Genomic DNA, 12628 nt, shown 5'->3' with positions numbered 1-12628 from the left:
GTCCGTCCCGGGAGCCCTCAGCCGTCGATCCTCGCGGACGGCGGCTCGGACGGAGCCGCCGTCTCGACCACGCTCAGCGGAAGCGATCTCGTGAACCGCAGCTCCGCGAAGGCCCCGCTCGGAACCGCGGGGTTCTCGGGGAAGACCGGCCGCACGCTCCGGTACGCCTCGCCCGGTGCCGGGCGGGTGTCCTCCTCGCCCTTGTTGGGCCACATCGACATCGCCCGCTCGGCCTGGGCGGTGATGGTCAATGACGGGTTCACGCCCAGGTTCGCGGTGACCGCCGAACCGTCCACCACGTGCAGGCCCGGGTAGCCGTACAGGCGGTGGTAGGGGTCGATCACGCCGGTCCGCGCGCTGTCACCGATCGGGCAGCCCCCCAGGAAGTGGGCGGTCATCGGGATGTTGAGGATGTCCCCGACCGTGCCGCCCGGGTAACCGTCGATCCGGTCGGCCAGCCGTGTGGCCACCTCCTGACCGGCGGGAATCCAGGTGGGGTTGGGCTCGCCGTGTCCCTGCCGGGAGGTGAGCTTCTTCCGGCCGCCGAACAGGCCCCGCCGGACCGAGGTGGTCAGCGAGTTGTCCAGGGACTGCATGACCAGCCCGATGATGATCCGCTCGGACCAGCGTCGGTTGGAGAAGCTGCGCAGGAACACGGTCGGGTGGCGCGCGGCCAGTCCGAGGAAGCGCAGCCAGCGCGGGACGCTGCCGCCTCCCGGCACCTGGATCGCGGTGAGCAACCCCATCGCGTTGGAGCCCTTGCCGTAGCGCACGGGTTCGATGTGGGTGTTCTCGTCGGGGTGGATCGAGGACGTGATGGCGACACCGTGGGTGAGGTCCTCCGGCGGCGGCACCTGTTTGCTCATGGCGCCCACCAGGGCCTCGGAGTTGGTACGGGTCAGCGTGCCCAGCCGCTCCGAGAGCCGGGGCAGCAGCCCGTCGGAGCGCATCCGGTGCAGCAGGGTCTGGGTGTTGTAGGTCCCGGCGGCGACCACGACCTGGCGCGCGGTGAACGTGCGGGCGTTGGACCGGCGCCGGGCGGAGCCGGTGCGCAGGGTGTCCACGGCGTACCCGCCCCCCTGCGCGGGCGGGCGCTCGCGCAGCCGTTCGACGGTGGTCAGCGGGTGCACCTCGGCCCCGCCGCGTTCGGCGAAGTACAGGTAGTTCTCGGTGAGGGTGTTCTTCGCGCCGTGGCGGCAGCCGGTCATGCACTCGCCGCACTCCTTGCAGGCGCGGCGTTCGGGGCCCGCGCCGCCGAAGTAGGGGTCGCCGACCGACGCACCGGGCACCGCCCGGGAACCGTCGCCGTCCCGGCCGTCGCCGAAGCACACACCGACCGGGGTGAGGCGGAAGGTGTCACCGACCCCCATGTCCTCGGCGACCGCCCTGAGGTGGACGTCCGAGGGGGTGACGGTGGGGTTGGTGCGGACGCCGAGCATGCGCCGGGCCTGGTCGTAGAAGGGAGCCAGCTCGGACTTCCAGTCGGTGATGTGGCGCCACTGCGGGTCTTCGAAGAAGGCGTCCATCGGGTGGTAGAGCGTGTTCGCGTAGTTGAGCGAACCGCCGCCGACACCAGCTCCGGCCAGGATCATCACGTCGCGCAGGAGGTGGATGCGCTGGATGCCGTAGAGCCCGGCGCCTGGGGCCCAGAGGAAGTTCCGCACGTCCCAGGACGATGACGGCAGGGTCTCGGGTGTGAAACGTCGGCCCGCCTCCAGGACGCCGACGCGGTAACCCTTCTCTGTGAGGCGGAGGGCGCTGACCGATCCCCCGAAACCGGAGCCGATCACTACCACGTCGTAGTCGAACGTGTCATCCACGGTCTTCGGTCCTTCGGCGGGTTCTTCCGTGCGCTGAGGGGACATGGTTCGGGTCTCTCTCCAGGTCGGACGCGGGACCCGTAATGCGCCGGATACGAGTCCGCAACGATGAATGCACCATCTAGAAATGTGACATTGAATATTGTAATGTTCGTCACTACCGCCGAGTAAGGTGTGTTCCATATAACACACGAGGCGTGCTTCGGCGCAAGTATCGCTCCCCTCGCCGCACCCCCCGGCGGCGGACCACTGGAGGTTCACATGCCCAAGGCCCCCGTAGAGGCGCCCGAAGCGCCACAGGACGCGCCTGAGCAGCACGAAGGCGGTGGCGGCACCCGCTGGCGCAGGTTCGCTCTCGCGGCGGTTCCCGGGTTCGTGGCGGCCGGCGTCCTCGGCGCCATGACCACGCAGGGTCTCCTCGCCGCCTCCTTCGCGGTCTCCGGGGACAGCTTCAAGATGTCCGCCGACTCCCTCGTCGGCACCGGCTTCAGCCAGTACGGCGACGTCGCCAACTCCGTGGACGGATCGGCCCGGGCGGTCGGCCTGTCCACCGTGAACAGCGCCGAGCTGGAGAACCTGTGCATGTCCTCCCTGTGGGACCTGCCCATCGGCGAGGCGACCCTCGTCATCAACGCCGGGGCCAGCAGCCCCGTCGAGGGAAGCAACCTGGTCATCGACATCGAGCAGCTCCAGGGCAACGCCGAGTTCGGAGCCATCGAGATCGGGCGGGACGCCAGCACCCTGGACAAGGCGGAGGGCGGACAGGGGCCCGCGGGTGGTTTCGGTCTCCAGGCCGACACGATCACCGTCTCCGACATGGAGATGACCACCTGGGCGGTGAGCTCGGGCTCCCTGCGCCTGAGCGGGCTGAACCTGGCGATCAAGCCGGGCAACCACGAGTGCTTCTGAGCCCATGGCCCACGCACTGACACCGATCCGCTCGGGGTGGTCCTGGTTCCGCGGCTGGCGGCGGACCCGACCGTTCTGGGGCGGACTCCTGCTGGTCGTGGCCGGGGTCGAACTCCTGGTCGCCCCCGCCGCCCAGAGCCTGGTCCTTCCGATCGACCTGGTCATCTACGCGGGTATCGCCGGGGTCTACGGGCCCCTCATCGCGTTCCTGCTGATCTCGCTCGGCGCGCTGAGCTGGTTCCAGCCCGCCCAACACGTGTTCTTCGGCCTGGTCGGGCTCATGCTGGCGCTGGTGTCGTTCCCGACCTCGAACTTCGGTGGCTTCGTCATCGGCATGCTGCTCGGCATCGTCGGAGGGGCCCTGGTGTTCGCGTGGTCTCCCGAGGCGCGCCGACGGCCGCGCCGACGTCGCGGGGCCCGGCCGCCGATCGAGACTTCCGACACCGCGACCGAGGGCGGGGACCCCGACGAGGACCGGGACCCCGTTGAGAGCGGGGACCGCGCCGAGGCCGAGGTGTCGGCGACCGGTGGGTCGGGTTCCGGCGCGGGCGGGCCGGTTGAACCGGCGAACGAGGCGGGCGACGACCCGGTCGACCCGGGTGGGCGTTCGCGCTACCTGGCCGCCGTCGCCCTGCCGCTCGCCGCCGCCGTCACGTTCGCCTCGGCTCCCGCCCCCACTCTGGGCTGGCCCTGGGACTGGCTCTTCCCCGGAGACGGCGGTGACCAGTCCGAGGAGCAGCCCTCGGAGGCGCCCTCCGACGAACCCACCGAGCGGCCGGGTCGGCCCACCCCCGCCCCTTCGGACCCGGACGCGGACGAGCCCGGCGCCGAGGAACCCGAGGACGACACCGACGAGGAGGACGAGGAAGACGAGGAGACCGAACCCGAGGAGGAGGGCGACGCGGTGGACTGCGAGCCCCGCGTGGGCGAGGCGGCCCTGGCCGAGGACGAGGAGGACCTCCTCGCCGCGGTCCTGGCCTGTCAGGCCGCCCGGGACGAGGGACTGTACCCGGAGGTCACGGTCGACACCGAGTACGACTGCTTCCAGGGGTCGGTCCGCGACTCCGGCCTCACCGCCGACAGCCTCGCCATGTACGGCGCCCGCTACCGGGGTGTCGTGGAGTGCCCCACCCAGGACGGGCCCCAGCGCTACATCCGCCTCACCATGAGCAGCGGAGACGTCCGGGGCGGGGAGCTGTGGTTCGACGACCTCGGGACCCGTCGCAGCCTCGGGCTGCCCGACATGAACATGACCGGCGACGTGGAGATGCACGTGACCCGCATGCACGTCCGGTTGCTCGGCATCCCGCTGACCTTCACGCCGGACTTCCCGCCCCCGCTCCTGCTCCCGATCATGTACGTCACCGACGTGGACGTGGGCAACCCGATGGCCTACACCGACGTCATGACCATCCCCGACCTGAACGGCCGGTACGGCGGCTGACCGCACCGGCACCGCGCGGGGGCGTCTCGGGCGTGACGCCCCCGCGCGCCGTGTGCGGCCCCCGCCGGAGCGGCCGGTCCGACCGGGCCGCCCCGCCCGGTCGGACCCTCGGCCGCTCAGCGCGGAGCCGCCGCCGCGCGCCTCACCAGCTCTCGGCGAGGAGGCGGCTGGGCTGTCCCACGTGCGACACGTACAGGGCGTCGCGGGCGCGGGTGCAGGCCACGAACAGCAGCGTTCGTTCCCGCTGGTGGGTGTGTTCCAGCGCGACCTGGTCACCCTCGGCCGCCTCCAGCGCGGCCTTGGGCGGCAGCAGGTGGTCGCTCACCCCGACCAGCGCCACACAGCGGAACTCCTGTCCCTTCATCCGGTGCATCGTGCCGACCCGGACCGAGGAGGGGTCGGAGGCGCCCTCCAACGGCGTGGTGCGCACCCCCAGGGCCTCCAGCTCCTTTGTGACGCCGCGCACCACCCACTGGTTGCGCCCGGCCACCGCGATCTCCGCCGGACGCACACCGGCCTCGATCCAGGAGCGCACACGTTCGCCCAGGCCGCCGAACTCCTCGGCTCGGCTCGCGAAGCCGCGCACCTGCGGGGCGGCGCCGCGCAGTACCGACCTGTGGCCCGAGACCGTGTCGGGGTCGTCGGTCGCCCCCTGGGCGGCCCGTCGGCCCAGGATCGGCGTGCTCCAGTCCAGGATCTCCTGGGTCAGCCGGTAGCTGACCCGCAGCCGGTGGCCCCGGCCCCGGACGTTGATGCCCAGTGAGGCCAGCGACACCCGGTGGTCGGACGCCCGCTGGTCGGGGTCGGCCACGACGAACAGGTCGTCCGCGGCCTCCGGGACGGCGGCGCGCAGCATCCGCCACTGCGTCGGGTGCAGGTCCTGGGCCTCGTCGACCACCACGTGCCGGTACGCCGGGCCGGACCGGCCGAGCAGACGCGCGGCCTCACCGGCCAGCTGCGGCTGGGACCACAGGCCCTCCACCCGCATCGCGCCCACGTAGCGGCGGACCGCCTCCCAGACCTGGCGCCGGTGTTCGGGCGCCAGGTGCTGCACACGGCCGCTGCGCTCGCAGCGGATGTAGTCGGGGAGCCGCTCCAGACCCTGGGCCAGGATGACCTGCTCCCACTCGTCCGCGAGGAAGCGTCCCGAGAAGGGCAGGCCGTCGGTGAGCGCGGCCGCGCGCCAGCGCTCGGCCAGCTCGTCCAGTGCCAGCGTGCGCGGGGCCACCCCGGAGTGCGCCCGCACGATCGAGTGGGCCAGACCGTCGGTGGTGGCCACCCGGACGCGGGAGCGTGTGTCGGGGTCGGGCAGCAGCTGGTCGAGGCGGTCGGACAGCGACTGGGCCAGGGTGCGGTTGGGGGAGGTGAGCAGGACCGACTCGCCGTGGTCGCCGGGGTTCTCGTCGGCGTCCAGCTCGGCCAGGCGGGCGGCGCGGTGCAGGGCCAGGACCGTCTTGCCGGTGCCGGGGCCGCCGGTGATTCGTGCCGATCCCCGGAAGCGCGCGTTCGCGAGCCGGAGCTGGTCCGGGTGCAGGGTGACCCGCCACCGGTCGAAGGGGGCTCCCAGGGCGTCGGCGAGTTCGGGCGGCCCGAGGGGGCGGGGGTCGGCCTCGGGGGCCCCGGCCTCGCGCAGGACTCCGGACGCCGTGCGCGGCCGCAGGCCGCGGGCGAAGCGCAGCGCCTCCTCACGCGGGCGCACGGTGAGCAGGCGGTAGTGCGTGTCGGCGGTGTCGTCGTCACGGCCCGGTTCGGCCTCGGCGGCGAGGTCGGGGACGATGACGCCGGACCAGTCGGGGGCGATGCCGACGATGCGGACACCCGGGTCGGCGGCGTCCGCGACGGACTCCGTCTCGGGGTGCTCACCGGCCTGGTAGGCGCGCATCACGGCCAGGGTGTCGAGCTGGACCTCGGGTGCGAGGCGGTTGAAGTCGCTGAGGAACGTCGGGGCGATCGCAAGGGCGGACACGTGGTGGTCTCCTCCGGTCTTCGACCTGGTGGTGTTCTGGCGGACGGCGGAGCGGATGGTGTCGTCCGAGGGAGCCCGGGGGCTCCGCTCTCACCTGAAACCTGCTCGCTGCGGAATTTGGGCAAACGCCGCTTCGTGGCGGATTCTCGGCGGCGCTCCCTGTCGTTCGGGTCGCCGCTTCTTGGCAGGTCAGGGTGGTGTTTGCGAAAGGGCGTTCGACTGCCTTTCGGAGGTCGCCCCTGGTCTCGGAGCGGCGCCGGGCTGACCTGCGGTTCCTCGCTGCGCGACGGAAGCCGAAAGTGGGGTTATGTAACCGACCGAAACTTGTCCCATGGGCGCGTGTCTCACTGTTCTTGCTGGGGGGAGCGGGATGGGGGAGTGGAGATGGGTCCGCGGAGGGAGGAGGGCCGAAACCCGGGAAGCGGGCATGGCGGAGGAGCGCCGCAAACATGAGAGGACGACCGGCCCGGGCTCACACTCTGGCCGGTTGCGGACACGCTCTGTGCGGAGGGCCGTGCGGTGCGAGATCGTGTACCCACCCGGGGCGCACCACGCGTGATTCAGGACTCTGCCGGGGTCCGTCCTACCCCGGCAGAGTCCTCAACCACCCGGAGGACACGGTCGTCGGTCCGCGCACGGAGTGCGGCCGTCGACCGCTCCGGAGCGGGACACCGACCACCCTAGAGAAGCGGTACCCCGTGCCCGGCGTCCCCAAAGCCCCGGAACCGCCGAAGCCACGGCACCTCGGCGGAACCCGTCCGCGGTGACGACCGCCCGGGCCGTGCGGGCCGTGCCCGGTCCCCTCACCACGCAACCTCCTCTCCCGGTCCGCCGCACGTCGTCGAACCACGCAACATCCTGCCCCGGGGGTGCGACATTCGGTCCCCCGGCACGTGATCGGCCGGGCCCGCAGGCCGACCGACGCCCCACCCGTGCCCTCCGGGCCCCCACGGACGGGGGCACATGCTCTAACGTTGGTGGCGACAAACCGGGCGGAAGGAGCGGGACGAGCACGTGGCCCCCAACGACAGGAACCAACTGCGTATCTCGGACACCGAGCGCGACCAGGTCGCGGAGATCCTGCGCGAGGCCGCGGGAGAGGGACGACTGGACCTCGACGAGCTGGACGAACGCCTCGGCGCCGTGTACGCCGCCAAGACCTACGCCGACATCCAGCCCATCGTGGCCGACCTCCCCGCCGGTGCGGGCAGCTTCGGCGCCGCCCCCGCCAGCGCACCGAGCCCGGGAGGGCTCGCCCCCCGCACGCCCGGACCGCTCTCCGGCGGCGGACAGGCCCTTGTCCTCACCGGCCAGGGCGACTCCGTCGTGCGCAAGGGCGAGTGGACCGTTCCCCAGCGGGTCGAGGTCAACGTCCGCTTCGGCGAGGCCAAACTCGACTTCCGCCAGGCGCGCCTCACCTCGCGGGTGACGGAGGTCTGGGTGGACGTCTCCTGGGGCTCGGGCGACCTCATCATCCCCGACGGCGCCACGGCCGAGGTCAACGTCGAGGCCACCTGGTTCGGCAGCCAGCGGTCGGACGTCGACTCCATCGCGCGCCACGACGCCCCGCACTTCGTCATCACGGGCAAGAACCAGGGCGGCAGCCTCAAGGTGCGGCACAAGAAGTCCGGCGGCTGGGCCGACCTCTTCGGGTGACCTCCGGGCGAGCACCGGACCGGCCCGCCCGGCCCCGCCGTGCGCCATGATGGTGGGGCCGTGCGGCAGGGGCCGCGCGAAGAGCGGGAGGACTCGGGCCGTGGGCATCTTGATCGCGTCGATCGTCGCGGGCGCGTGCGCCCTGGCACTGGCACCCTACGCCTGGATTCACCTGGCCAGCGCGGGTCGGCGCCGTACCGTCGACGCGGTGCCGCACCGCCCGGTCGCCGTCGTCCTCGGAGCCGCGGCGTGGAACGACGGCCCCTCGCCCCTGCTCGCCCGCCGTCTCGACCTCGCCGTGCGACTGGTCGACACGGGGAAGGTCGACCGGGTCATCGTCTCCGGGGACAACCGCGAGGTCTCCCGACGCGAGACCGACACCATGACCGACTACCTTGTGGCCCACGGCGTCCCCGCGCACCTGGTGACGGCGGACCCGTTCGGGTACCGGACCTGGGACACCTGCGCGCGGATGCGCGGCCCCTTCGGGGTGGACGCCGCCACCATGGTCACGCAGTCCTTCCACCTGCCCCGCACCGTGGCACTGGCCCGCGCGGCCGGGATCGACGCGGTCGGCGTGGGCGACCCGAGCCTCGGCGCCCGCCGCCGCTCCACCCTCATCGGTTACGTGCGCGAGGTCGGCGCCGCCGCCAAGGCGCTCAAGGACGCGGTCCTGCGCCCCGAGCCGCTGCGCGCCGAACTCAGCGAGTCGGACTCCTAAGCCTCCGGCGCCTGGTGCGCCCGGTGCGCCGCGTGACCGGCGCGCGGGGCCCGGAGCGCGGTGACGAGTGCGACGCGGGTACCGATGCGCGCGGTCCCGTCGAGCCGGGATAATCGGCACATGAACGCGACCACGGGAAACGAACCACACGACACCACGGCGGACGCGGACTGGGAGGCCCTGGTCCCCGAAGGCGGCCAGCGCGTCCCCGAGCTGCTCGAACGGGTCGCGGCCAGCGACAGCGCCCTGTCCGACCTGCACGACCTCGTCCACTACCCCGCCCCCGGCCACCGGGCCGCCCCCGCGATCGTGGACCGCCTCGTCGACATCGCGATCGCCGAGGACACCCCGCCCACCGACCGGTGGCGCCCCCTGAGCCTGCTGCTCGAACTGGTCAGCGCCCACGCGGAGGACCGCTTCCCTCAGCACCGCGACCTCGCCCAGTGGCGTGACGAGGTGGCCTGGGCCGTCTCCCACGACGCCGAGAAGGTACGGGAGCAGTACCGGGCCTGGATGGAGGAGGCCCCCGACGAACAGCACTACCTCCGGATGCGCAACCGCCTGGCCGTGATGGAGGCCGACGACGGAGCCGAGCTGCTCCAGGCCGAGCTGGACACCTACGAGGCCGTCCTGGCCCGCGTTCCCGACCTGGTCACCCTCCTGAACGGCGGTGCCAACCGGAGCGGCCTCGACCGCGCGGGAGAGTGGGTCAGCTACCTGCTCGGGTTCCTGCCCTCCGACGCCGAACGGATCTCCTCCGAGATCACCGGCGCCTCCCAGGTGCTCCTGGCCAAGGACCTGCGCCCGGCCCCCAAGGCCCCCACCTCCATGCGCGAGATCATGACCCAGGGCCTGGACGGCGGGGAGCCGCTCCCCGCCGAACTGTTCGCCCTCGGTCAGGTCGCCGACCCCCGGGACGTGGACACCACCATCGGCCTCACCCACCAGATGGCGGGCGGGAACCTCTACAACTCCTTCGCCGCCTCGGTGGCCCTCGTCCTCATCCACGGGGAGAACACCCCGAGGGAGGCCCTGCGCCGGATCGGTCGCGGCGGCGGCACGACCGTGGGCTACGAGGGCCTGTTCAACGAGTCGTGGCCGCACTGCGGCCAGCGCTCCCCGCAGGTCCTGGGCTTCCTCGCGCTGGGAAGGGCCGGCGACCGCGCCCGGCGCCTGCGCCTGGACATCCTGCCGGGCCTGATCAAGGGTGAGGACGACTCCCGCGCCCTGGTCACCGGGGCGGGCCTGGAGATGGTGCTGGGCCCGCGCTCCAAGGGGCACACGGCCGAGGAGCACGCCCAGGCCGACTACGACGAGGAGACGCTGAAGGTCCTGTGGGCCATCGCGGAGCTGCCCGCGTCCGCGTGGGAGGACGAGGAGTTCACCGCGACCCTGCGCGCCTGGGCGCTGCCGGACGACGCCGAGGAGTTCTGCGCACTGGTCGGTGTGGAACCCGAGCCGGAGGCCGAGGAGCCCTCGGAGGCCCCCGCGGCACCGCAGGCACCGGAGGCCCCCGGCGGTCTGTTCGGCCGGCTCTTCGGCGGAGGCCGCTGAGCCCGGACCGTCCGCCCGGCCCCGCCCACCGGCTGCGCTGCCGGTGGGCGGAGCCTCTGGTCGAGGGGCCGACCGGCTCCGTGGGTCAGGGTGCGTCGTCGGCGGCGAGGGCGTCGTCCACTCCGGTCTCGTAGTCGCCGAGGAACCGGGGGTCGGGCCGGAACACCATCGTGCCGAGTGCCGCCACCGCCGCGGGGACCTCGCGGGCCCAGCCGTAAACCGTCGCGGGGCCCCGCTCACGCATACTGGCCGCGCCCACCCCGACCGCGTCGATCCCCGCGGCCCTGCACAGGCGCACCGCGCGCGGCAGGTGGAACTCCTGGGTGACGACCGTGGCCTCGCGGACCCCGAACACCTCGCGGGCCCGGACACAGGAGTCCCAGGTGGAGAACCCGGCGTGGTCGCCCACCACGCGGTCCCCGGGTATCCCCGCCGCCACCAGGTAGTCGCGCATGGTGTCGGTCTCGCTGTAGTGCTCGACCCCGTTGTCGCCGGTGACCAGGACGGCCCGGACGCTTCCGTTCTCGTAGAGCTCCGCCGCCAGGTCCAGGCGTTGGGCCAACAGCAGGCTGGGCCGACCGTCAGGACGGACCCCGGCGCCCAGGACGACGGCCACCGGCCGGTCGGGCACCGTGTCGACGGAGTACCGCTGGGCGCTGGTGGAGGCGAGCACCCCGGCGAACGGCGCGAACCCCAGCAGCAGCGCGGTCGCGGTCAGCGGAGCCAGCCACCGGCGCCACGCGGCCCGGCGCTCGCGCGCACCGGCGGCCGCGTCGCCGGGGGCGGCCGCGTCGGGAACCGGTTCGTTGTCGGGGGTCTGAGGGGAGGTCGTCACACCAGGGAGACGCGCGGGGGCCGACCGGAGTTCCGCGTCCGTGCCACCGGGGCACTCGCCCACCCGCCCGCCCCGACGGCGCCCCCGGGTTAGAGTCGCCCCATGTCTGCACAGTCCCACGTATCCCCACTCCCCCCGCGACTGCGGGCGATCGCCGACCTCACCCCCGGTGCCGCGCGCGACGGCGCGGGCATGCACGAGTACGACGGCAGGGCCGCCGACCTCTCCCCGGAAGGGGTCCGCGCGGGCCTGGACCGGCTCGGCGGAGACCCCCTTGACGACCCCTACGACGAGGCCCACCTCACCGCCGTCGAGAACGGCCTCCGCTACGAACTGGGCGAGCTGGAGGACCACCGCTCCAATCCGCTCCACCACGTGGGCGAGATGGACCTGGCCAGCTACGAACGCGCCTACGCCCCCGAGGCCGAGCGCGACGCGGCCCGCGTCGCCCACCTGAGGCTCTGGCCGGGCCTGGCCGACAACGCCGTGGCCGCCCTCGACCGGCTCAGCGCACCGGTGGCCCGCGCCCTCCTCGGCTCCGTCCGGGGACTGGCCGAGGGGCTCCCGGATCGGGTCCCCGAGGACGTGCGCCGCGACGCCCTGGCCGCGCACGCCCGCCTGCTCGCCCACGTCGAGCACGCCGCCGAACACGGACCCGCGAGCGCCGCCCTGGGCGCGGAGGCGCTCAGCCGCCTGATGGGCACCGGCGAGGCGATGGAGGTCGACCTCGACGCCCTGAGCGCCCGCGCCGACGCCGAACGCGACCGGCTGCGCGCCGCGCTCGCCGAGGCCACCGGTCGGCTGGCCCCCGGGCGCGACCCGATGGAGTTCAGCCGGGAACTCACCCGCCGGCACCCCGACCCGGACGGTGTCCTCGAAGCGGCCCGTACCTGGACCCGGATCGCCCTCGACTTCACCGCCGAGCGCGGGCTGGTCCCGTACGACGACGGCGAGTGCCGGGTGGACGTACCGCCGCCCTCGCTGCGCTGGGCCACGGCGATGATGGCCTGGTCCGGGCCCTGGGAGGCCGACACCCCGTCCTTCTACTACATCACCCCGCCCGACGCCGGGCTCTCGGAGCGGGAGGCCGCCGAGTGGCTGGAGCAGTTCAGCCACACGACCCTGCCCGCGGTGAGCGTCCACGAGGTCGCGCCCGGCCACTTCTCCCACAGCCGCGCGCTGCGCCAGGCCCCGACCCCGGTCCGGCGCGCCCTGCACTCCATGACCTTCGCCGAGGGCTGGGCCCACTACGCCGAGGAGATGTGTCTGGAGGAGGGATTCGGCGCCTACGCGGCCGAACGCCTCGGCGACCCCGACTGGACCGCCGACCACTACGAGATCGGGGTGTGGCTGGAGGCGCTCATCCGCGTGACCCGGCTGTCCGTGGCCATCGGCGTGCACACCGGCACGATGACGGTCGAGGAGGCCGCCGCGCGCTTCTCCGAGGACACTCCGCTCCAGGGTCCGGCCGCCCTGTCCGAGGCCCGCCGCGCCACCTTCGACCCCACCTACGGCCGGTACACGCTCGGCAAGCTGGAGATCCTGGCGCTGCGCGAGCGGGCCCGCGAGCGGTGGGGGAGCGGGTTCTCCCTGGCGCGCTTCCACGCCGCCCTGCTCCGGCTGGGCTCCCCGCCCCTGGGTCTGATCGACGCCGCCCTGGAGGCCTGACCGGCCCCGGCACGCGGGCGCGCTCCCGGCACAGTCTGTTACGGTGGTCGCGACG

Annotated in this window: 9 protein-coding genes; 6 read left to right on the top strand and 3 right to left on the bottom strand. The window is 73.3% G+C overall.

Annotated elements, in window-relative coordinates:
* Positions 1-17: 17 nt before the first annotated feature.
* Entirely contained in the window at positions 18-1865 is a 1848-nt protein-coding gene (locus tag ABZ635_RS19840) for a GMC family oxidoreductase (protein ID WP_357767138.1), read from the bottom strand.
* A 216-nt stretch (positions 1866-2081) separates the two neighbouring features.
* Between ABZ635_RS19840 and ABZ635_RS19835 the strand changes: the two genes are divergently transcribed.
* Complete coding sequence (locus tag ABZ635_RS19835) at positions 2082-2729, top strand: DUF6230 family protein (protein ID WP_357767136.1); 648 nt, start codon at positions 2082-2084, stop codon at positions 2727-2729.
* A gap of 4 nt (positions 2730-2733) precedes the next feature.
* Complete coding sequence (locus ABZ635_RS19830) at positions 2734-4173, top strand: DUF6114 domain-containing protein (RefSeq protein WP_357767133.1); 1440 nt, start codon at positions 2734-2736, stop codon at positions 4171-4173.
* A 142-nt stretch (positions 4174-4315) separates the two neighbouring features.
* On the opposite strand, the gene ABZ635_RS19825 is transcribed toward ABZ635_RS19830, so the two are convergent.
* Positions 4316-6139 carry a UvrD-helicase domain-containing protein gene (locus tag ABZ635_RS19825; RefSeq protein WP_357767131.1) on the bottom strand — a complete coding sequence of 608 codons (1824 nt, stop codon included), beginning with the start codon at positions 6137-6139 and terminating at the stop codon, positions 4316-4318.
* Between the two features lie 1014 nt (positions 6140-7153).
* Here ABZ635_RS19825 and ABZ635_RS19820 point away from each other — a divergent pair.
* The 3 genes from ABZ635_RS19820 to ABZ635_RS19810 all read left to right on the top strand — a co-directional run bounded on the left by ABZ635_RS19820 (position 7154) and on the right by ABZ635_RS19810 (position 10070).
* Positions 7154-7795: a DUF1707 domain-containing protein gene (locus ABZ635_RS19820; RefSeq protein WP_357767128.1), complete on the top strand. Its 642-nt coding sequence runs from the start codon at positions 7154-7156 to the stop codon at positions 7793-7795.
* 100 nt (positions 7796-7895) lie between these two features.
* Positions 7896-8516: an ElyC/SanA/YdcF family protein gene (locus tag ABZ635_RS19815; RefSeq protein ID WP_357767125.1), complete on the top strand. Its 621-nt coding sequence runs from the start codon at positions 7896-7898 to the stop codon at positions 8514-8516.
* 120 nt (positions 8517-8636) lie between these two features.
* Complete coding sequence (locus tag ABZ635_RS19810; protein WP_357767122.1) at positions 8637-10070, top strand: hypothetical protein; 1434 nt, start codon at positions 8637-8639, stop codon at positions 10068-10070.
* 85 nt (positions 10071-10155) lie between these two features.
* Here ABZ635_RS19810 and ABZ635_RS19805 read toward each other — a convergent pair whose 3' ends face one another.
* On the bottom strand, positions 10156-10788 hold the full coding sequence (locus ABZ635_RS19805) for an ElyC/SanA/YdcF family protein (protein ID WP_357767225.1): 633 nt from the start codon (positions 10786-10788) through the stop codon (positions 10156-10158).
* Between the two features lie 219 nt (positions 10789-11007).
* Between ABZ635_RS19805 and ABZ635_RS19800 the strand changes: the two genes are divergently transcribed.
* Positions 11008-12573 (top strand): DUF885 family protein, encoded by a 1566-nt coding sequence (locus ABZ635_RS19800; RefSeq protein WP_357767119.1) that lies wholly within the window; start codon positions 11008-11010, stop codon positions 12571-12573.
* Positions 12574-12628 lie beyond the last annotated feature (55 nt).

It is taken from the genome of Nocardiopsis sp. NPDC007018, from assembly GCF_040635075.1.
GTDB lineage: Bacteria > Actinomycetota > Actinomycetes > Streptosporangiales > Streptosporangiaceae > Nocardiopsis.
Note: the sequence above shows the minus strand (reverse complement) of the source record. Positions and strands in the feature narration are given on the sequence as shown.

Coding starts and splice junctions, on each gene's coding strand:
- ABZ635_RS19835 (WP_357767136.1), top strand. CDS start 2,082: ATGCCCAAGGCCCCCGTAGAGGCGCCCGAAGCGCCACAGGACGCGCCT.
- ABZ635_RS19800 (WP_357767119.1), top strand. CDS start 11,008: ATGTCTGCACAGTCCCACGTATCCCCACTCCCCCCGCGACTGCGGGCG.
- ABZ635_RS19810 (WP_357767122.1), top strand. CDS start 8,637: ATGAACGCGACCACGGGAAACGAACCACACGACACCACGGCGGACGCG.
- ABZ635_RS19830 (WP_357767133.1), top strand. CDS start 2,734: ATGGCCCACGCACTGACACCGATCCGCTCGGGGTGGTCCTGGTTCCGC.
- ABZ635_RS19840 (WP_357767138.1), bottom strand. CDS start 1,865: ATGTCCCCTCAGCGCACGGAAGAACCCGCCGAAGGACCGAAGACCGTG.